Annotated in this window: 21 protein-coding genes; 15 read left to right on the top strand and 6 right to left on the bottom strand. The window is 64.3% G+C overall.

All coding sequences use genetic code 11. From position 1 onward, the window contains the following. The first annotated feature begins 149 nt into the window (after positions 1-149). From LK440_RS14080 to LK440_RS14050, 7 genes are read left to right on the top strand one after another with little or no spacing between them, the layout of a single operon-like run. Positions 150-2,498 carry a bifunctional salicylyl-CoA 5-hydroxylase/oxidoreductase gene (locus LK440_RS14080; RefSeq protein WP_005020402.1) on the top strand — a complete coding sequence of 783 codons (2,349 nt, stop codon included), beginning with the start codon at positions 150-152 and terminating at the stop codon, positions 2,496-2,498. Further along, entirely contained in the window at positions 2,498-3,286 is a 789-nt protein-coding gene (locus LK440_RS14075; protein WP_005018417.1) for an SDR family NAD(P)-dependent oxidoreductase, read from the top strand. The genes LK440_RS14080 and LK440_RS14075 overlap by 1 nt, the downstream gene beginning before the upstream one ends. A gap of 16 nt (positions 3,287-3,302) precedes the next feature. Beyond that, positions 3,303-4,154: an enoyl-CoA hydratase family protein gene (locus LK440_RS14070; RefSeq protein WP_005018419.1), complete on the top strand. Its 852-nt coding sequence runs from the start codon at positions 3,303-3,305 to the stop codon at positions 4,152-4,154. A 3-nt stretch (positions 4,155-4,157) separates the two neighbouring features. Then, complete coding sequence (locus tag LK440_RS14065) at positions 4,158-5,327, top strand: acyl-CoA dehydrogenase family protein (protein WP_005018421.1); 1,170 nt, start codon at positions 4,158-4,160, stop codon at positions 5,325-5,327. A gap of 39 nt (positions 5,328-5,366) precedes the next feature. Continuing rightward, entirely contained in the window at positions 5,367-7,019 is a 1,653-nt protein-coding gene (locus LK440_RS14060; protein WP_005018423.1) for an AMP-binding protein, read from the top strand. Further along, positions 7,019-7,447 (top strand): acyl-CoA thioesterase, encoded by a 429-nt coding sequence (locus LK440_RS14055; RefSeq protein WP_005018425.1) that lies wholly within the window; start codon positions 7,019-7,021, stop codon positions 7,445-7,447. The genes LK440_RS14060 and LK440_RS14055 overlap by 1 nt, the downstream gene beginning before the upstream one ends. Positions 7,448-7,468: 21 nt before the next feature. Beyond that, positions 7,469-7,873, top strand: a complete 405-nt coding sequence (locus tag LK440_RS14050) for a RidA family protein (protein ID WP_005018432.1) — start codon at positions 7,469-7,471, stop codon at positions 7,871-7,873. Here LK440_RS14050 and LK440_RS14045 read toward each other — a convergent pair. Next, positions 7,870-9,546 carry a DUF342 domain-containing protein gene (locus LK440_RS14045; RefSeq protein WP_005018433.1) on the bottom strand — a complete coding sequence of 559 codons (1,677 nt, stop codon included), beginning with the start codon at positions 9,544-9,546 and terminating at the stop codon, positions 7,870-7,872. The genes LK440_RS14050 and LK440_RS14045 overlap by 4 nt on opposite strands. Before the next feature lie 252 nt (positions 9,547-9,798). Here LK440_RS14045 and LK440_RS14040 point away from each other — a divergent pair, with 252 nt between their 5' ends. Further along, on the top strand, positions 9,799-11,019 hold the full coding sequence (locus tag LK440_RS14040) for an ISL3 family transposase (protein ID WP_005011985.1): 1,221 nt from the start codon (positions 9,799-9,801) through the stop codon (positions 11,017-11,019). A 53-nt stretch (positions 11,020-11,072) separates the two neighbouring features. Here the strand turns inward: LK440_RS14040 and hemL are convergent, their stop codons facing one another. From hemL to thiD, 3 genes are read right to left on the bottom strand one after another with little or no spacing between them, the layout of a single operon-like run. Next, complete coding sequence (gene hemL / locus LK440_RS14035) at positions 11,073-12,362, bottom strand: glutamate-1-semialdehyde 2,1-aminomutase (protein WP_005018436.1); 1,290 nt, start codon at positions 12,360-12,362, stop codon at positions 11,073-11,075. A gap of 3 nt (positions 12,363-12,365) precedes the next feature. Beyond that, the gene (gene thiE, locus LK440_RS14030) at positions 12,366-13,019 is read right to left on the bottom strand and encodes a thiamine phosphate synthase (RefSeq protein WP_005018440.1); all 654 of its coding nucleotides are present in this window, start codon (positions 13,017-13,019) and stop codon (positions 12,366-12,368) included. Next, positions 13,016-13,870, bottom strand: a complete 855-nt coding sequence (thiD, locus tag LK440_RS14025; protein ID WP_005020404.1) for a bifunctional hydroxymethylpyrimidine kinase/phosphomethylpyrimidine kinase — start codon at positions 13,868-13,870, stop codon at positions 13,016-13,018. Before thiD ends, thiE begins: the two co-directional genes overlap by 4 nt. A 105-nt stretch (positions 13,871-13,975) precedes the next feature. On the opposite strand from thiD, the gene LK440_RS14020 reads away from it, so the two are divergent. The 3 genes from LK440_RS14020 to ruvX all read left to right on the top strand — a co-directional run bounded on the left by LK440_RS14020 (position 13,976) and on the right by ruvX (position 15,190). Further along, complete coding sequence (locus LK440_RS14020) at positions 13,976-14,140, top strand: rubredoxin (protein WP_003814980.1); 165 nt, start codon at positions 13,976-13,978, stop codon at positions 14,138-14,140. Between the two features lie 62 nt (positions 14,141-14,202). After that, positions 14,203-14,802: a YqgE/AlgH family protein gene (locus tag LK440_RS14015; RefSeq protein WP_005018448.1), complete on the top strand. Its 600-nt coding sequence runs from the start codon at positions 14,203-14,205 to the stop codon at positions 14,800-14,802. Continuing rightward, on the top strand, positions 14,795-15,190 hold the full coding sequence (gene ruvX / locus LK440_RS14010; RefSeq protein WP_005018450.1) for a Holliday junction resolvase RuvX: 396 nt from the start codon (positions 14,795-14,797) through the stop codon (positions 15,188-15,190). The genes LK440_RS14015 and ruvX overlap by 8 nt, the downstream gene beginning before the upstream one ends. Here the strand turns inward: ruvX and LK440_RS14005 are convergent. Further along, on the bottom strand, positions 15,187-15,441 hold the full coding sequence (locus tag LK440_RS14005) for a hypothetical protein (RefSeq protein WP_005018452.1): 255 nt from the start codon (positions 15,439-15,441) through the stop codon (positions 15,187-15,189). The two genes, ruvX and LK440_RS14005, sit on opposite strands and share 4 nt — an antisense overlap. Here LK440_RS14005 and LK440_RS14000 point away from each other — a divergent pair. From LK440_RS14000 to LK440_RS13990, 4 genes are read left to right on the top strand one after another with little or no spacing between them, the layout of a single operon-like run. Continuing rightward, positions 15,440-15,898: an aspartate carbamoyltransferase gene (locus tag LK440_RS14000; RefSeq protein WP_005018453.1), complete on the top strand. Its 459-nt coding sequence runs from the start codon at positions 15,440-15,442 to the stop codon at positions 15,896-15,898. The genes LK440_RS14005 and LK440_RS14000 overlap by 2 nt on opposite strands. Then, entirely contained in the window at positions 15,895-16,446 is a 552-nt protein-coding gene (locus tag LK440_RS17980; protein ID WP_017685434.1) for an amidohydrolase family protein, read from the top strand. The genes LK440_RS14000 and LK440_RS17980 overlap by 4 nt, the downstream gene beginning before the upstream one ends. Before the next feature lie 33 nt (positions 16,447-16,479). Then, on the top strand, positions 16,480-17,094 hold the full coding sequence (locus LK440_RS17975; protein WP_017685433.1) for an amidohydrolase family protein: 615 nt from the start codon (positions 16,480-16,482) through the stop codon (positions 17,092-17,094). Further along, entirely contained in the window at positions 17,091-17,831 is a 741-nt protein-coding gene (locus tag LK440_RS13990; protein ID WP_017685432.1) for a lysophospholipid acyltransferase family protein, read from the top strand. The genes LK440_RS17975 and LK440_RS13990 overlap by 4 nt, the downstream gene beginning before the upstream one ends. Positions 17,832-17,835: 4 nt before the next feature. Here the strand turns inward: LK440_RS13990 and LK440_RS13985 are convergent, their stop codons facing one another. After that, on the bottom strand, positions 17,836-18,672 hold the full coding sequence (locus LK440_RS13985) for a symmetrical bis(5'-nucleosyl)-tetraphosphatase (protein ID WP_025341321.1): 837 nt from the start codon (positions 18,670-18,672) through the stop codon (positions 17,836-17,838). Positions 18,673-18,706 lie beyond the last annotated feature (34 nt).

Here is an 18,706-nt window from a genome sequence, read left to right as displayed (position 1 = left end):
GCTTCGCGGCCTGGCAATCCCGTCCCTGAATGTTACCGGGGGATTTTCCCCACTGGCGCCGGTGTTCTTTGCGGTATATATTTCAAGCCTAAACTATCAAGGCCTAAAAAAACTACCGTCATGGCGGTGGGCCGAAAGGAGTAGAGGCGATGAAGATCGTATGCATTGGTGGTGGTCCGGTCGGGCTGTACTTCGGTCTGCTGATGAAGCTGCGCGCCCCGGACAACGATGTCACCGTGATCGAGCGTAATCGACCGTACGACACCTTTGGCTGGGGCGTCGTGTTCTCCGACGCCACGATGGAGAATCTGCGCCAGGCCGATCCTGTCTCGGCGCGCACGATCAGCGATGTCTTTAATCACTGGGATGACATCGACATCCACTTCAAGGGCCAGATGGTACGCAGTGGTGGCCATGGTTTCATTGGCATAGGCCGCAAGCATCTGCTCAATATTATCCAGGCGCGTTGTGAGGAGATTGGCGTGAAGCTGGTGTTCGAGACGCTGGTGCAGGATGACCAGGAGATCGCGCGCCAGTATGACGCTGACCTGATCATCGCTTCTGACGGTATCAACAGTGTCGTGCGCAGCTGCTACGCCAGTACCTTCGAACCGGACATCGATCAGCGGCGCTACCGGTTTGTCTGGCTTGGCACGCGCAAGGTTTTCGATGCTTTCACGTTTGCCTTCGTGCAGACCGAGCACGGCTGGTTCCAGGCGCACGCCTATCGCTTCGAAGACGGCCTGTCGACCTTTATCGTCGAAACCCCGGAAGAGACCTGGCAGGCTGCCGGTATCGAAAAGATGAGCCAGGAAGAGGGCATTGCCTATTGTGAAAATCTTTTCGCGCCCTGGCTGGACGGCAATCCGCTCATTAGCAATGCCTCGCACCTGCGCGGATCAGCTATCTGGATACGCTTTCCGCGAGTCATCTGCAACACGTGGGTGCATTGGAATACCCTTGAGACGGCTCGTGGCGTACGCGATATCCCCGTCGTGTTGATGGGGGATGCCGCGCATACGGCGCATTTTTCCATCGGTTCAGGCACCATGCTGGCCCTCGAAGACGCCATCGAACTGGCCCGCTGCATGGATGCCGCGCCTGGCGACCTGCCTGCCGTGCTGGAGCAGTATGCGGCGGTGCGCAGCGTCGAAGTATTGAAAATCCAGAACGCAGCGCGCAACTCCACCGAATGGTTCGAGAATGTGGCGCGCTATGCGGATCTGCCTGCCGAGCAGTTTGCGTACTCGCTGCTGACCCGATCGCAGCGCATTTCGCACGAGAATCTGCGCATGCGCGACGCGGATTGGTTGCAGGGATATGAGCGTTGGCTGGCCGGGCAGGACGCCGCGACGCCGCATGACGGCACGCGCCCGCCCTTGCCCATGTTGACCCCCTTTAGGGCGCGCTCGGTCACCTTGCCCAACCGTATCGTAGTCTCCCCCATGGCCATGTACTCCTGCCAGGACGGTGTGCCCGGTGACTTTCATCTGGTGCATCTGGGCGCGCGCGCCATGGGTGGGGCGGGGTTGGTCATGGTGGAGATGACTTGCCCCTCGCCGCAGGCGCGTATCACTCCGGGATGCCCGGGGCTGTGGAACGACACGCAGACACGCGCTTTCGCCCGGATCGTGGATTTCGTCCACACCAACAGCCCGGCTCGCATCGGTATCCAGCTCGGCCACGCCGGGCGCAAAGGTTCGACGCAACTGGGTTGGCAACGCATGGATCATCCGTTGCCGGAGGGTAACTGGCCGTTGCTGTCGGCCTCGCCGCTGCCTTATCTGCCGGGCGTGTCCCAGGTGCCGCGCGAGATGACACGCGCTGACATGGACGCGGTGCGCGACGAGTTCGTGGCCGCGGTCGGACGGGCTGCCGAGGCCGGCTTCGATTGGCTGGAGCTGCATTGCGCTCATGGCTATCTGTTATCGAGCTTCATCTCGCCGTTGACCAATGCGCGCGCCGACGAGTACGGCGGCAGTCTGGATAACCGCCTGCGTTATCCGCTGGAGGTGTTTCGCGCCGTGCGCCAGCGGTGGCCCGCCGACAGGCCGATGTCGGTCCGGATCTCGGCCCACGACTGGGTCGAGGGCGGTGTCGACGCTGACGCGGCGGTGCAGATCGCGCGCCTGTTCAAGCTGGCTGGCGCCGACATGATCGACTGCTCGTCCGGGCAGGTCAGTCCGGAACAGAAACCGGTCTATGGGCGCATGTATCAGACGCCTTTCGCTGACCGGGTGCGCAATGAAGCGGGAATTCCGACCATTGCTGTGGGGGCGATCTCCGAGGCCGACCATGCCAACGGCATCATCGCCTCGGGCCGCGCCGATCTGTGCGCGGTGGGGCGTCCGCATCTTGCCGACGCTGCCTGGACGCTGCATGAGGCCGCAAAAGTGGGATATCGCGACGTGGCGTGGCCGCGTCAGTATGTGGCTGGCAAGCGCCAGCTTGAGACCCATTTCGAACGCGCCGCCAGCTTGGCGCAACGGGATATGTAATGAGCGACTCGACAGAACTTCAGGGGCGGCACGCGCTGATCACCGGTGGGGCACGGGGTATAGGCCTGGCATGCGCCCGCTCGCTTGCCGCTCGGGGAGCGGCGGTCACCTTGCTGGGGCGTGATGAACAGGCACTACAGGCCGCGCGCGCCAGCCTGGCTGGCGAAGGCATCGAGGCGGGAGTGGTCGCGGCCGATATCACGCAAGCCGATGCAGTCGCCGTTGCTTTCGAGCAGGCGCGTGCAGCGCACGGTCCCATCCAGATCCTGGTCAATAACGCCGGCCAGGCCGTGAGCGAGCGCTTCGAGCGCACCTCGGCTCAGTTGTGGGAGCAGATGCTGCAGGTCAACCTCAGCGGAACGTTTCACTGCACCCAGGCGGCGCTGCCGGACATGCTGCAAGGGGGGTGGGGGCGCGTCATCAATGTGGCCAGTACGGCGGGCCTGATCGGTTATGGATACGTCACGGCATATTGTGCGGCCAAGCACGGCGTCGTCGGCCTGACGCGCGCACTGGCCCAGGAAGTCGCGCGCAAGGGTATCACTGTCAACGCTGTATGTCCGGGCTACACCGAGACTGACATCGTGCGCCAAGCCGTGGACAACATCATGAAGAAGACCGGAATGGACGAGACCGCCGCGCGTGCGCGGCTGGCCGAACGCAACCCGCAGGGGCGTTTGGTATCCGCGGCCGAGGTCGCCGACACGGTGGCCTGGCTGGCGTTGCCTGCCAGCGCGTCGGTCAACGGCCAGGCCATCGCGGTCGACGGCGGCGAAGCGGCCGCCTAAGCACAAAGGAGACAGCATGACGAACGACGTGCACAGCATGAAACATCATACCCAGCCATGGGCCGGCTACCAGGCGCGGAACTTCCGCTGGGAGGTCAGCGCTGACGGTAAGGTGGGCAGCATCACCTTGAACCGCCCCGAACGCAAAAACCCATTGACCTTCGATTCCTACGCGGAGTTGCGCGATCTGTTCCGCGGGCTGGTCTACGCCACGGACATCAAAGTCGTAGTGTTGGCCGGGGCGGGCGGCAATTTTTGCTCCGGCGGCGATGTGCATGAAATTATCGGGCCGCTCACCCGCATGAGCATGCCCGAACTGCTGGCTTTCACGCGCATGACCGGCGACCTGGTCAAAGCCATGCGCGCCTGCCCGCAACCCATCGTGGCGGCGGTCGATGGCGTGTGTGCCGGTGCCGGAGCCATGATGGCCCTGGCTGCCGACATGAGGCTGGCGACGGCGGTCACGCGCACGGCGTTCTTGTTTACTCGGGTGGGCCTGGCCGGTGCAGACATGGGCGCATGCACGTTGTTGCCGCGCATGATCGGTCAGGGCCGAGCCTCCGATCTGCTGTATACCGGCCGCGCCATGAGTGCCGACGAAGGTTTGGCCTGGGGATTCTTCAACGCCTTGCATGCACCGGAAGAGCTGCATGACGCGGCTGCCCGTTTGGCCGGGCAGTTGGCTGCAGGCCCCACGTTTGCGCATGGCATGACCAAAAAGCTGTTGCACCAGGAGTGGAATATGGGCCTGGATGAGGCGATCGAAGCCGAAGCTCAGGCACAGGCTATCTGCATGCAGACCCATGACTTCCGTCGTGCCTATGAGGCATTCGTGGATAAGCGCAAGCCTGTGTTCGAAGGAGATTGAGCCGTGCCCGATACCACGTGGATGAACTGGCCGTTTTTCGAGTCATGGCACGCAGACATGGCCCGTGAGCTGGATGACTGGTGCACGCGCGAGTTGCCCGGCATCGATCACCAGGACACGGATGCGGCTTGCCGCCAGTTGGTGGCTGCGCTGGGCAAGGCGGGCTGGCTGCGTTATTGCGTGCCCGCCGGCCCCGGCGGGGCCTGGGGAGGTAAGTTGCCCGACGTGGATTCGCGTGCAGTCTGCATTTTGCGTGAAACCCTCGCGCGTCACGAAGGTCTGGCCGATTTCGCGCTGGCCATGCAGGGTTTGGGAAGTGGGGCGATTTCGCTGATGGGCTCGGCTGAATTGCGCCAGCGCTATCTGCCTCGTGTGGCGAGTGGGCAGGCCATTGCCGCCTTTGCGCTGTCCGAGCCCGACGCCGGCTCCGACGTGGCGGCTCTGCAGTGCTCGGCCCGGCGCGATGGCGACAGCTATGTGCTCGACGGCACCAAGACCTGGATATCCAATGGGGGGATCGCCGATTTCTATTGCGTGTTCGCGCGCACCGGCGAGGCGCCTGGCGCACGTGGCATCAGTGCCTTCGTGGTTGATGCCCATACCCCTGGGCTACGCATTGCTGAGCGCATCGATCTGATGGCCCCTCATCCTCTGGCCACCCTGGTTTTCGAGCAATGCCGTATTCCGGCAGCGCAACGGCTCGGTGACGCCGGCCAGGGCTTCAAGCTGGCCATGATGACGTTGGATATCTTTCGCGCCTCGGTCGCGGCCGCCGCGCTGGGTTTTGCGCGCCGCGCTCTGGATGAAGGTCTGCACCGCGCCCGGACTCGCCGCATGTTTGGCCAGACACTGGCTGATCTGCAACTGACACAGGCTGCGTTAGGCGATATGGCCTGCGACATTGATAGCGCGGCCCTGCTGACGTATCGCGCAGCATGGACGCGGGATGTGCGCCGCGAGCGCAGTACGCGAGAAGCGGCGATGGCGAAGATGGCTGCTACCGAGTCGGCTCAGCAGGTGTTAGACCGCGCCTTGCAGATGTTTGGAGGCGCAGGAGTGGTCAGCGGCCAGACGGTCGAGAAGCTGTATCGGGACATCAGAGCGTTGCGCATCTACGAAGGCGCCACCGAAGTGCAGAAGTTGATCATTGCCCGGGAATTGTTGAAAAACTGATTCCGGTTGACGCGACACCTATAGCGACAGGGGAACACCATGGAAGCATCAGCACATTCGGATACATTCGCCCGCGATAATCTGCCGCCCGCGCAGCAGTGGCCACAACTGTTGTTGGATCAACCCGACACCGCCTATCCGGCGCGGCTCAACTGCGCAGTCGAGTTGGTCGATGCCATGGTGCGCCAGGGCCACGGCGAGCGCATCGCACTACGATGGCCGGACAAGAGCGGCCAGGGCAGTATGAGCTATGCCGGTTTACAGGCGCTGACCAACCGCATCGCGCGCGTGCTGGTGGAAGACATGAAGCTGGCGGCAGGCAATCGGATCCTGCTGCGCGGCCCCAACAATCCCATGATGGCGGCGGCCTGGCTAGGTGCCATCAAAGCCGGCCTGGTCACCGTGCCGACGATGCCGCTGCTGCGCGCCAAAGAACTCAAGCAGATCATCGACAAGGCGCAGGTGCAGGCGATGCTCTGCGACGTCAGGTTGAAAGACGAAGCGCTCGACTGCCAGGACGCCGCGAGCGACTACTTCTGCCCGACGCTCAAGCAGATCGTGCTGTTTAACGACGACGCGCCCGATGCGCTGGATCGTCTGGCGGCCGGCAAGCCCGAGCATTTCGCTGCCTGCGATACGGCGGCCGATGATGTGTGCCTGATTGCCTTTACGAGTGGAACGACTGGCGCACCCAAAGGGTGCATGCATTTTCACCGCGACGTGCTGGCCATGTGTGATCTGTTTCCCCGCCATGTCCTCAGACCCGGCCCGGAGGATGTTTTTTGCGGCACGCCGCCGTTGGCTTTCACCTTCGGCTTGGGAGGTTTGCTGTGCTTTCCCCTGCGCGTCGGTGCCAGCACCGTGTTGGCCGAGAAACTCACGCCGGAGTCGCTGTTGCAGCTGATTCAGGACTTCCGGGCCACCATCGTATTTACGGCCCCGACCTTCTACCGGCAAATGGCGCCGCTGACGAGCCGGTTCCGGCTCGACAGCCGGCAAAAAAGCGTCTCGGCGGGCGAAGCGCTGCCGGACGCGACGCGTCAGCTCTGGAAGCGCGCCACAGGCATAGAGATGATAGACGGCATCGGCGGCACGGAGATGATCCATGTTTTCGTCTCCAGCCCGCCGGAGTCCGTCAGGCGGGGAGCCATCGGCCGGGTGGTGCCGGGCTACATCGCGCAAGTGGTCGATGATGATATGCAGCCCGTGCCGCACGGCACGCCGGGCCGCTTGGCCGTCAAGGGGCCAACGGGCTGCCGCTATCTGGCCGATCCGCGGCAGATGAAGTTCGTGCAGCAGGGCTGGAACTTGCCTGGCGACACCTTTGTGCAGGATGCCGAGGGCTACCTGTATTACCAGGCACGCAACGACGACATGATCATTTCGGCGGGCTACAACATCGCCGGCCCTGAGGTCGAGGACGCATTGATGCGCCATGAGGCCGTCGCCGAGTGTGGTGTGGTCGGTATGCCCGACGATGAGCGGGGCCAGGTGGTGGCCGCTTATGTTGTGCTCAAACCGGGCTGCGCCGACTCGCCTCAGATGGCCGCCGCCTTGCAGGCCTATGTCAAGGAAAGTATTGCGCCGTATAAGTACCCGCGCGTGATCCGGTTTGTCGTGGCGCTGCCGCGCACCGAAACCGGTAAGCTGCAGCGCTTCGTGCTGCGCCAACTCGCCTCGGGAGGGCGCTGATGTCCCGGTCCTATGTCAGCGAGGTGGAGATCCTGTTCCGGCATTTTGATCCGGCGGGCATCGTCTTCTACCCGCGTTACTTCGAGATGATCAATGACTTCATCGAGGAGTGGTTCGACAAGAGCCTGGGGGTGAGTTTTCACACCTTGCACACCGAGCGGGGCATCGGCACGCCGACGGCTGCGGTGCAATGCGACTTCAAGCTGCCTAGCCGCTGGCATGAGCGCCTGCGCCAGGTGCTGGAGCTGCAGCATATCGGTGGGTCGTCCTTTCTGGCGCAGGTGCGCTTCGAAGGGCAGGACGGAAAAATGCGCTTGAGCGCCCAGGTGACCATCGTCACCGTCGATCTGGCGCGTATGCGCGCCACGGCATTGCCGGACGATTTGCGCGCGGCCATGCAGGAATTTTTGTCGCCCGCGCAAGCGTAATTACCAAAGGAAGATACTGACATGAAAATTCTCCAACCGCCGGACTGGCTGGCGCCCCGCGGCTATTCCAATGGCATGATGACCGAAATGACGGTCGGCTCGCGCCTGCTGTTTGTCGGCGGCCAGATAGGCTGGAATGGCCAGCAGCAGTTCGAGACCGATGATTTCGCGCTACAGGTTCGCCAGACGCTGGAGAATATCGTCGCCATCCTGCAGGAAGGCGGCGCCGGTCAGCAACACATCGTGCGCATGACCTGGTACGTCAAGAACAAAGCGGAGTACGTGGCGGCCTATCCGGAGATCGGCAAGCATTACCGCGAGGTGATCGGCCGGTACTTCCCGGCCATGACCGCCGTGGAGGTGGCCGATCTGGTCGAAGACCGCGCCAAGGTCGAAATCGAGGTGACGGCGGTGGTGCAAGGCTAGTGCCCGGCGCGGGCGCTCAGCCGTACCTGGCCGAGCTCGGGATCGAGCACGGCGTGGCCACCCGGGACGTCTTCCATGACCTCGAGCAGCTTGCCATTGATACGCAGACTGGCACCGCAACAAAACCGTTTGTAGGCCACGATAGTGGCGCTGGCGAATGGTTGCAGCGCGTCGTTCAGTTGCTCCTCTTCGCTTTCGAGAAGATTGAGGTCATCGGTCACGCGCGCGTACGTGCTTCGAGCCCGGTCGGTCATGCCGTTGACGTTTTTGGCCGGATTGTAGTGCAGGAAGACGATGAGCTTTTCGAGCTTGCTCTGTTCTTCCTGCAGCGTGGCGCGACGTTGATGCAGTGAGGCACGTTTGGCTTGCCCATGCGGGTGCAGGCCTACGCTGACGGCGGTGGGTATGCCCGCCATCGATCCGATGGTTCCGGCGTGAACCGATTTGGTGGCATGGGTTTCACCTCCGGTGATCACGCCAAGGCTGGATTTGGGTGGCCCGACGGTCACGCTTTCGCCAGCATAGAGTCGGCTTTGACGGACTTCGCGCTCGGCGGCGATATTGCGTTCGGCGTTGACCACCGCGTTTTCGATGAAACGGGCTTTGACCGTGCCGCCGGCGGTAAGCTGGGCGGTGCGCATCTGTACGGGATGAGCGCTGCTGATCTGGCCGCGCAACGCGGGCTGTCTGGGCGCTGCCAGACCAATGACCCCGCCGTTGACGCTGATGTTGCCGCCGGCCTGCACCTGGGCGGCCTCGATGGTTCCACTGACCACGACGTCGCCGCTGACACGCACCTGCATGCCGGCGGTGATGTCGCCGCGCACTTTGAGCGTGCCGTCAAAAATGATGTTGCCGGTAGACAGGTCCACGCGGTCGACCTCGACCAGTGAATTGACCAGTACCCCCTGCGGTACCACCATGGGTGAGCCTGACTGGGCCGCACGCAGCAGACAGGGATCATGCTCATCGACCGTCACGCCCGAGAGATTGCGGGCGAACTGGGTGTCCGGCACGTGCGCCGGCGGTACCGATTCGCCCAGCACGTTCAGGCCCGGCTTGCCCTGAACGGCCGGGATCCGGCGCATCAGCGGTATGCCGGGAGCCACGAGGTCCAGATTTCCCAGCTCGCGGTAGTCCACCATGGCATTGTCGTCGTCTTCCTGTTCGCGGACCCTGAGTGCGTCGAGCAGGCTCTCGAAGCGAGCCGGCGTGCCGCGGGTGGGCGGGGTGCCCTGGGCAATCATGACGGTATTGGTCCGTCGATCTGAGACAGCGTTCTGGATGGCGTCTTCGCGCACCCCGTAAACCACGCCCACTTCCAGCAAATGCGCCTGGACATCAGCCAGTGTCACACGGCGGCCGCCGCGCGGCGGACTGACGGCAAGCACCGCGGCCATCCGGTCTGGCGAGAGGTCCAGCTCAAAGCCGCCGTCACGCACCTCGTCCACCGAGGCGAGCACCGGTTCCTTGGCCTCGCGGCAGGCTTCGATGAAGTTCACCGCACTGGCGTGATCCAACGCCTCGCTGCCCCATCCCTGCGCCTGCGCCACGCGGGTCAGGGTGTCCCAGGAGGGCGGCTGCGCATCGTGGTCGGCGGGGACGTAGCTGGCGATCAGGGCGCGAGTGTTCTCGTCCAGTTCCAGACGAAAAGCGTGTTCGACGGGCGGCATGTCTTTCCCCTAGGTGGCGCGGGCTTCGAATCGGCTGCGCGATTGGATAGGCGCTCTCGATAAGCAATAACTAGAAATATAAGGACATATTAGGCTATGTGATGTTGCCAGTTAAGCGCTTTTTCATAGGGGTCTTCGAGACCCCCGATGCCGAATGCGCCCAAAAAAATGGTTCATCGCGGAATAGCGTGGAGCCGTGCTTGATTGCCGTTACGCTTGATCCTTGATTTTTCAAGGATCAAGGCCGGGATCATGCTGGACCGCAAGACGATCGAGAGGTTGGGTGGGTGGGAAGGTTATCGGGTGGAGCGGGTCGTGTGGCCTGAAGGTGAGAGCCGGACGGTCACGATTTACCTGAAGCCTTCAGCGCGAACGATGCACTGCGAGCACTGCGGCAACCGATGTCGGCAGGTGCATGAGACGACCACGCGCCGGGTGCGGGATCTGCCGCTAATGGCGCTGCGAGTGACGCTGGTAGTGCCGCGTCGGCGGGTCTGGTGCGAGCAGTGCGGTGGACCGCATCTGGAGAGGCTGAGCTGGCTGGGCCGTTACCAGCGAGTGACCGACCGGCTGGCCGAGGCGGTCAGCCAGTTGCTTGAGTCCAGCAACATTCTGGCCGTGGCGCGCTTCTTCCAACTGGGTTGGCACACGGTCAAGGCGCTGGACAAGGCCCTGCTGCGACGGGCGATCCAAGAGCCGGACTGGAGCCAGATCCACTACCTAGCGATGGACGAGTTCGCTCTACACAAGGGCCATCGTTATGCCACGGTCGTTGTCGATCCGATCCGCCGTCAGGTGCTATGGATCGGTGATGGCCGCTCGCGCGAGACGGCCAGAGCCTTCTTCGAACAACTGCCAACTGGGGTTGCCCAGCAGATCCGGGCCGTAGCGATCGACATGACGACGGCCTATGAGCTGGAGATCCAGGCCAACTGCCCCAACGCCGAGATCGTCTACGACCTGTTCCACGTCGTGGCCAAGTACGGCCGTGAAGTGATAGACCGGGTGCGTGTAGACCAAGCGAACCAGTTGCGGCACGACAAGCCGGCCCGCCGGGTGATCAAGTCCAGTCGCTGGCTACTGCTGCGCAATCGCAAAAACCTCGATCCGTGCCAATCGGTAAAGTTGGACGAGTTGCTCCAGGCCAACCAGCCCTTGCTCACCGCTTATCTGATGCGCGATGAGCTCAAACAGCTGTGGTTCTACCAACACCCCGGCTACGCCCGCCAGGCATGGGATCACTGGCTGCAACAGGCTCAGGGCAGCGGCATCGCCGCCTTGGCTCACTTCGCGCTCAAGCTAAAAGCCTATCTGCACGGGATTCTGTCTCGCTGTCGCCACCGGCTCAACACCAGCATCGTCGAGGGCATCAACAACACCATCAAAGTCATCAAGCGCCGCGCCTACGGCTACCGCGATCAGGAGTACTTCTTCCTCAAGATCCGGTCTGCATTCCCCGGTATTCCTCGATGAACCAAAAAAATGCCCCCGGCAGCAGCCGAGGGCGGGAGGTGAGGCGGGGCCGTTCAGGCCGGCTGTTTGAGCAGCTTGAACACCTCTTCGGCGTGGTCCAGCGTGGCTTGCAGGACCGTGTCATCGTGAGCGGCCGAGACAAAACCGGCCTCGAAGGCCGAGGGGGCGAAATGCACGCCACGATCCAGCATGGCGTGGAAAAAACGCTTGAACGCGTTGGTATCGGCGGTGGACACTTCGGCGAAGGTGCTGGGCACGCTGGGCATGAAATACAGCCCGAACATGCCGCCGATGGCATCGGCGCTGAAGGGCACGCCCGCGGCGCGGGCGCGTTCGGTCAGGCCAAGGGCCAGGCGTTGCGTGCGTGCCGACAGGTCCTCATAAAAGCCCGGCTGCCCGAGCAGGCGCATGGTGGCCAGACCGGCGGCCACCGCGACGGGGTTGCCCGACAGCGTGCCCGCCTGATAGACCCCTCCCAGCGGAGCGATATGGCGCATGAGTTCGGCGCTGCCGCCGAAAGCGCCGACCGGCATGCCCCCACCGATGACTTTGGCCAGCGTCGTCAGGTCGGGTTGGATGCCAGTCAGGCCTTGCACTCCCTGCGGGCCGACGCGGAATCCGGTCATGACTTCGTCGAAAATCAGGATGCTGCCGTGCTGGGTGCATAGATCGCGCAGGCCCTGCAGAAACCCGGCCGCCGGCTTGATCAGATTCATGTTGCCTGCGACGGGTTCGACGATGATGCAGGCGATGTCCGCGGCATGCTCGGCAAAGGCCGTCTGCACGGCGGGCAGGTTGTTGTAGTCCAGGGTGATGGTGTGGGAGACAAACTCCGGCGGAACGCCCGCGGAACTCGGGTTGCCCAGCGTGAGTAGGCCCGAGCCGGCTTTGACCAGCAGGCTGTCCGAATGTCCGTGATAGCAGCCTTCGAACTTGATGATCTTGTTGCGTCCGGTGGCGCCTCGGGCCAGACGGATGGCCGTCATGGTGGCTTCGGTGCCGGAGCTGACCAGACGCACCTGTTGCATGGATGGCAGCCGCTCGATCAGCAGTTCGGCCAATTCGATTTCGGCCTCGGTCGGTGCGCCGAATGACAACCCGCCGGTGGCGGCATCCTGCACGGCGCGCACGACTTCAGGATGCGCATGACCCAGAATGGCCGGCCCCCATGAGCCGATGTAATCGATGTATTGCTTGCCCTCGGCGTCCCAGATGTGCGGGCCGAGCGCGCGTTTGATAAAGCGCGGGGTGCCACCTACCGACCGAAAGGCCCGAACGGGCGAGTTCACGCCGCCGGGAATGCTGCGGCAGGCGCGTTCGAAGAGTTCAGCGTTTTGGGACATGGCTCAGCCTCGGGAAGAAGGGAAGGGCGCGGCGCAGGCCTGGGCCGCGGCACGGATGTCAGGGGCCTCGAACAGGCCGGTAATGACCGCGATGCTGTCGGCACCGGCGCGGACGACCTGCCCGGCATTGGCCGGGGTGATGCCGCCAATGGCGACCACGGCTGGCCGGGGCTGGCCATGCGTGCGCGTCAGGGCGGCTGCCTCAGCGAGCAGGGCGAGGGGGGCATGGACGGCCTCGGGCTTGGTGGATGACGGGAACACTGCGCCAAAGGCAACGTAGTCCGCGCCCTGGTCCATCAGGTCACGAGCGCGGTTCAGATCCGCATAGCAGGACACGCCCAGGATCAGGCCGGGGGCGGCCGCACGCACGTCGGCCAGCGTGGCGTCATCGTGGCCCAGATGGGCGCCGTCGGCGCCGACGTGCAGCGCCGTCTGCCAGTCGTCGTTGACCAGAAAGACCACGCCCAGTTCGCGGCACAGGGCTGCCAGTTCGCGCGCCTGCGCCCGTCGCTCGGCCTGCGGCAGATGCTTGCGGCGCAATTGCAGGGCCCGCATGCCGCCGGCGGCAGCCTCCTGGACGGCCTTCAGCAGGCGCGCCGTGTCGTCCCACTCGGGGGTGACACCGTACAAGCCGGCCGGAAAGCGGGTCTGGCTCATGGCTGAGGCAGGCGGTTGGGCAGCGGGCGGCCCATGCCCGCTGTGAAACTGGCGGCCAGGCCGCGCTCGGCATGGGGCAGCGCCTGTTCGACCGCGGCCGGGATGTCTTTGCCGCTGGCCAGCAGAGCGGCCGCGGCAGCGGCCAGCAAGCCGCCTGTGTCGCCGCTACGGGGCGGGGGCGCCTGCCAGGGCCAGCTGTAGCTGCTGCCGTCCTGGCCCACGAGCACATTGGCCAGGTGGCCCGGACGTACCGGGCTGGCAAGCACCAGTGCCCACTGTGCGCCGCCGGCCAGCAGGGCGTGGGCGGGCGACGGTGAGCCGGAGGTGTCGATGCTGCCGTCGGATTGCCATTGCGCCAGGCGCATGTGTTCGACCACGACCAGGTCCGTCTGCGGCAGTACCAGCTCCAGTGTGGCAGCCAGAAGCTCCTCGGCGCTGTCTTGCTCGACGGCGTCCTGCGGCGTGAGCGCGCGCGGCCCCAGGTGCAGCACCAGGGGCACCTGGCTGTAGTCGGCGGCCAGTTGCGCGACCACACTGGCGATTTCGGGCGAGAACATGCCCCCGACCTTGATCGCCTGTACGGGCATGTCTTCGAGCAGACAGCGGGCCTGGTCGTCCAGCAGCTCCGGCGACACGGGGTGGATGTCTTCGATGCCGGCGGTGTCCTGCACCGTAACGGCCGTGACGGTGGCCAGGCCATGACAGCCCAGCTGCGCGCAGGTCACGGCGTCGGCCGGCAGGCCATCGGCGCCGGTGGGGTCCACGGGACCCAGAATGAGTACGAGAGGGGGAGTAACAGCGGTCACGGAGGGTTGGACTGGGCAGGAAGAGATGCTTTCTTTGCTTTGCATCAGACGGCATCCCGACAGGGTTTCGGTAAGATATGCCCATTCTAATGGATGCCATTCGTGCCTGACCCCGATCGGGGTCAAGCACTCCGTGAACTAGAGAGAACTATGCGTACTTGGATGTGTCTTATCTGTGGTTGGGTCTATGATGAAGAGGCAGGTCTGCCGGACGAGGGAATCGCGCCGGGCACCCGTTGGGAAGATGTACCCCCAAATTGGGTCTGTCCGGAGTGCGGTGCGCGCAAGGAAGACTTCGAACTGATGGAAATCTGACCCGGTCCCTGGCCTAACAGGTGGCCTGGCAGGCCGCTACATGCAGGTTCTGGAGACCGCCCATGAATGAAATTCCGCTTCCCGAGGACGGCGACGGCGTCCAGACATCCTCGCCGGGTTTTGCCAATCAGTTTCTGATGGCCATGCCTGGCATGGTCGACGAAAATCTGGCCGGCACGGTGATTTACATCTGCGAGCACAGCGCACGCGGGGCACTGGGCCTGGTCATTAACCGGCCTACTGATCTGACGCTGGCCTCCTTGTTCGAGCGCATCGAGCTGGAACTCGAAATCGGGCCCGTGGGGGACGAGAAGGTATTTTTTGGCGGGCCGGTGCAGACCGATCGCGGCTTTGTCCTGCACGCGCCTGTGGGCGATTACAGCTCCAGCATCAAACTGGGCGAGCTCGCCCTGACCACCTCGCGCGATGTATTGCAGGCTGTGGCCGACGGCAACGGGCCGGCGCGCATGCTGATTACGTTGGGCTATGCGGGCTGGGGCGCCGGCCAACTCGAAAGTGAAATGAGCCAGAATGCCTGGCTCAGCGTCGCAGCCGATCCGTCCGTCATTTTCGACGTGCCCGCTCAGGAGCGTTACCCCGCTGCCATGAAACTGCTGGGAATCGACCCGATCATGCTGGCTGGCGAAGCAGGTCATGCCTGAGGAAGCACTGCTGGCCTTTGATTTTGGCGAGAAGAAAATCGGCGTCGCCATCGGTAACACCCTGACGCGGCAGGCCAGGCCCTTGGAAATCATTTTTTCCGAGCGTCGCGACGAGCGTTTCGGCCGGATCGAACAGCTCCTGAAGGAGTGGCAGCCGCAGCGCGTGGTCGTGGGTCTGGCCTTGGCCAGCGACGGCGGCGAGCAGCCCGCCACCCAGCGTTGCCGCCGGTTTGCCAACCAGTTGCACGGCTGCTTTGGCCTGACGGTAGAACTGGTCGACGAGCGCGGCTCCAGCATGGAGGCGCAGGCCGAGCTGGGCAGCCACGCGCCCGACGATGCCATGGCAGCCGCCATTATTTTGCAGCGTTTTCTCGACCGGCTGCTTTAAGGCGTATGTTCAACCCTCAACTGAGCCCACGCGGCGAGCTGCTGCATTTGTTGTCGACCGAAGGGCTGCCCAAGCGCCTGCTCGAGCCGCTGCTGGCCGACGACACCCTTTCCCGTCTGGCGGGTTGTCAGGTCTGCCTGATCGGCCCGGACGGCACCGCTTTGCAGGGGCTGGAGCAGTCCGCTCAGGCCTTGGGCGCTCGCACGCAGCGGCTGTCTGCGGCGCCGGCATCGAGTCAGGCCGATTTCCATGTGTTGCGCCATCCCGCCAGCGGAGCCGCTGGCAGCCTTGGCCGATCTGCGGGTGATCCGGCAGGCAAAAGGGGGCTTTACCGAGTTGCGCGTCGCGTTTGTCGGCGATTTCGCCCATTCAGGGCGCGCGCGTTCGCTAGCGCACGCCCTGACCACGCTGGGCGCGCCCGAGCTGCGCGCGGCCGGGCCCCGCGCGCTGTTGCCTGACGGCCTGCCGCAACTGGGCCTGCGCGCCTGCGCAAGCCTGGCCGAGGCCCTCGATGGGGCGGACGTCGTGGTCGATTTGGGTCTGACCGAAGCCGCGTTGTCTGTACTACCATCGGCGGCGGATTACGCGCGCCGCTGGGCGGTCGGGCCGTTGGCCGATGGCGTGCTTCGCGTCGGGGCGATCGATCGCCACGCGTTGGATATGGCGTCGCGAGCCGTATTGAGCCACTTGATGGCCGGGATGGCATGAAGATACATATCCGTGCGGGCCGCGTGATCGATCCTGCCGATGGCAGCGATGAGGTCGTTGATCTGTTTCTGGCCGACGGCCGGATTCTTGCTCGTGGCCAGATGCCGGAGCATTTTCGTGCCGACCGGACGATCGAAGCGACCGGGCTGGCCGTGCTGCCGGGGCTGACCGACATCGCGGCTCAATTGGGACAGCACCCCGAGCAGGAGGGCCGCGCGGCATTGTCGGGAGGGGTTGTGCGGTTGGTGTTGCCCCACGCTACGCCGCAGCAGGACGGCATGCCTTACTGTCTGCGTCTGGGGCCCTTGCTCGCCCCGACGGGTGGCCTGTCCGATATGGCGGGTTGGCTCGATTCGGGATGTGTGGGCATTGCTCAGGGCGACGAGCCCCTGCCTGGCAGCGGCCTGCTGTGGCGCGCCATGCAATATGCCGCCGGGCTGAATGCCACCTTGTGGTTGAACCCCGAGGATGCGGGCCTGGCCGGCGGCGGTGTCATGGCCGCGGGTGCCTACGCGACGCGCCTGGGCCTGCCCGGCATTATCGAGTAGGCCGAAGTCCTTGCGCTGCACACCCTATTTACCTTGCAGCGCGCCAGTGGCGTGCGTCTGCACCTGTGCCGTTTGACGAGCGCCGCCGGCGTGGCCCTGCTGCGGGCGGCCCGCGCAGAAGGGTTGCCGGTGACTGCGGATGTGTCGATGCACCATTTGCATCTGACCGATCTGGACATTGGTTTCTACGACAGCCGTTGCCATTTGAGGCCTCCCTTGCGTGGGCAGCGTGATCGCGAGGCGCTGTCCCAAGGCCTGGCCGACGGTACGCTGGATGCGGTGTGCTCGGATCACCGGCCGGTGAGTGCGCAGCAGAAGGCCGGGCCGTTTGCGGGCACGACGCCCGGTGCCAGCGGCGTGGAGCTGCTCTTGCCGGCGGTGCTGAAGTGGGCGCGGTCCAGGGCGATGGCGCCGGCGCGTGCGCTGGCAAGCCTGACGCTGGGGCCTGCCCGGGTGCTGGGCCTGCCCGCACCCAGCCTCAAGCCGGGAGGTGCTGCCGATTTGTGCCTGGTGGATCTGGAGGCGGAGCGGGCGGTAGCGGGGCTGCAAAGCGGCAGCGAACAGACCCCGTTCACGGGTATGATGCTGCCCGGCCATGTCCGTGCCACCGTGATTGGCGGGAACCTACTTTGGGAGATACCGGCTTGAAGCTCTTGCGCTTTGTACTGCGCGCCTTGCTGGTGCTGCCTTGGCTGTTGTTCGGGCTATTTTGCGTGAGCGTGGTGTACCGGGCGCTGTCGATTGCCAGGCGCGCTGCGCTCAACCGGTTCTGGTCACGCTGGCTGATGCGGCTGTGCGGCGTGCGGCTGACCATCCGTGGCGAGCCGCGCATGCAAGCGGCGGTACTCTGGGCGGCCAACCATGTATCGTGGATCGATATCTTCGTGGTCAATGCGGTGCGCGCCACCTCGTTCGTGGCTAAGAGCGAAATACGCCGCTGGCCGGTGATCGGTTCGCTGGCTGCCGGTGCCGGCACGCTGTTCATCGAGCGCACCCAGCGCCATGCCGTGCACGCAATGGGGCAGTCCATACATGAGTGTTTCGCTCGTGGGGACGCGGTGGGCCTGTTTCCGGAGGGCACCACGACCGAAGGGCTGGATCTCAAGCCTTTTCATGCCAGTCTGTTCGAGCCGGCCCGCGCCGATGGCGTGGATATCCAGCCGGTGGCATTGCGCTATCTGCATCACGGCAAACGCAGCGGTTTTGCCGCGTTCGTCGGCGAAGAGAGCCTGGTGGCCAATCTCTGGCGCGTCCTGGGCGCGACGGGGCTTGCGGTCGACGTGGTGTTTTTGCCGCCGGTGGCCACCGTGCGCGAAGACGGCACGCCCTATACGCGCCTGGAGCTCTCGCGCCTGACGCGCGAGGCCATTCTCACGCAGCTCTGAAGCGTTATTCGGACAGAGGGTCCTGGAACTGGCTGCATTTGATCTGCACCAGTTTGCGATCCTGCAGACGCATCGCGGTCAACGCGCCACCCCAGACGCAGCCGGTGTCCAGGCAGATCAGATGCGGTCGGATCAGCAGTCCCAGGGTGGACCAGTGGCCAAAGACGATGGTCACATCGCGGGTGGCACGGCGCGGGACATCGAACCACGGCACCAGGCCCTGCGGCCAGGCTCCGGGCGCGACCTTGGTGTCGAACTCCATATGGCCGGCAGGCGTGCACAGCCGCATGCGGGTCAGAGCATTGATGATCACACGCAAGCGCTTGCCGCCTTTGTGATCGTCTTTCCAGGTGACCGGTTCATTGCCATACATTTTCTGCAGGGCCTTCTGCCAGTTCGGGCCGCGCAGCGCCGCCTCGACCTCTGCGGCCAGAGCCAGCGTTTTCTGGACATCCCACTTGGGCAATACCCCGGCGTGCACCATCAGGTGATCGTGTGCATAGTGCGCCAGCGGACGGTGGCGTAGCCAGTCGATCAGATCGGCGGCGTCGGGCGCATTGAGAATGTCATTGAGCGTGTCCGAGCGCGAGGGTTTGCGAACCCCCGCCGCCGCGGCCAGCAGATGCAGGTCGTGGTTGCCGAGAATGGCTACGGCGCGCTCGTCCAGGGCCATGATGCGGTGCAGCGTCGCGAGAGACTCCGGGCCACGGTTGACCAGGTCTCCCGCGAACCAGAAGTGCGAGTCCGGATCGCCTGCGATATCCGGGTGCGCCAAGAGTTGTTGCAGTGGCGTGCAGCACCCTTGCACGTCACCGATCATCCAGATGCTGCCAGTCGTCATGCCGACGCTCATCTCCGCGTTGAGGAGTCTTCGT

Origin of the sequence: Bordetella holmesii, assembly GCF_020735985.1 — a bacterium.
GTDB classification, from domain to species: domain Bacteria; phylum Pseudomonadota; class Gammaproteobacteria; order Burkholderiales; family Burkholderiaceae_B; genus Bordetella; species Bordetella holmesii.
The sequence above is the reverse complement of the archived record's forward strand: the minus strand, read 5'-3'. Positions and strand labels throughout refer to the sequence as shown.

Bases quoted from the DNA above. Each gene is read 5' to 3' on its own strand.
- LK440_RS14080 (WP_005020402.1), top strand. From the start codon at position 150: ATGAAGATCGTATGCATTGGTGGTGGTCCGGTCGGGCTGTACTTCGGT.
- LK440_RS14075 (WP_005018417.1), top strand. From the start codon at position 2,498: ATGAGCGACTCGACAGAACTTCAGGGGCGGCACGCGCTGATCACCGGT.
- LK440_RS14070 (WP_005018419.1), top strand. From the start codon at position 3,303: ATGACGAACGACGTGCACAGCATGAAACATCATACCCAGCCATGGGCC.
- LK440_RS14060 (WP_005018423.1), top strand. From the start codon at position 5,367: ATGGAAGCATCAGCACATTCGGATACATTCGCCCGCGATAATCTGCCG.
- LK440_RS14055 (WP_005018425.1), top strand. From the start codon at position 7,019: ATGTCCCGGTCCTATGTCAGCGAGGTGGAGATCCTGTTCCGGCATTTT.
- LK440_RS14050 (WP_005018432.1), top strand. From the start codon at position 7,469: ATGAAAATTCTCCAACCGCCGGACTGGCTGGCGCCCCGCGGCTATTCC.
- LK440_RS14045 (WP_005018433.1), bottom strand. From the start codon at position 9,546: ATGCCGCCCGTCGAACACGCTTTTCGTCTGGAACTGGACGAGAACACT.
- LK440_RS14040 (WP_005011985.1), top strand. From the start codon at position 9,799: ATGCTGGACCGCAAGACGATCGAGAGGTTGGGTGGGTGGGAAGGTTAT.
- hemL (WP_005018436.1), bottom strand. From the start codon at position 12,362: ATGTCCCAAAACGCTGAACTCTTCGAACGCGCCTGCCGCAGCATTCCC.
- thiE (WP_005018440.1), bottom strand. From the start codon at position 13,019: ATGAGCCAGACCCGCTTTCCGGCCGGCTTGTACGGTGTCACCCCCGAG.
- thiD (WP_005020404.1), bottom strand. From the start codon at position 13,870: ATGCAAAGCAAAGAAAGCATCTCTTCCTGCCCAGTCCAACCCTCCGTG.
- LK440_RS14020 (WP_003814980.1), top strand. From the start codon at position 13,976: ATGCGTACTTGGATGTGTCTTATCTGTGGTTGGGTCTATGATGAAGAG.
- LK440_RS14015 (WP_005018448.1), top strand. From the start codon at position 14,203: ATGAATGAAATTCCGCTTCCCGAGGACGGCGACGGCGTCCAGACATCC.
- ruvX (WP_005018450.1), top strand. From the start codon at position 14,795: ATGCCTGAGGAAGCACTGCTGGCCTTTGATTTTGGCGAGAAGAAAATC.
- LK440_RS14000 (WP_005018453.1), top strand. From the start codon at position 15,440: ATGTGTTGCGCCATCCCGCCAGCGGAGCCGCTGGCAGCCTTGGCCGAT.
- LK440_RS14005 (WP_005018452.1), bottom strand. From the start codon at position 15,441: ATGGAAATCGGCCTGACTCGATGCCGGCGCCGCAGACAGCCGCTGCGT.
- LK440_RS17980 (WP_017685434.1), top strand. From the start codon at position 15,895: ATGAAGATACATATCCGTGCGGGCCGCGTGATCGATCCTGCCGATGGC.
- LK440_RS13985 (WP_025341321.1), bottom strand. From the start codon at position 18,672: ATGACGACTGGCAGCATCTGGATGATCGGTGACGTGCAAGGGTGCTGC.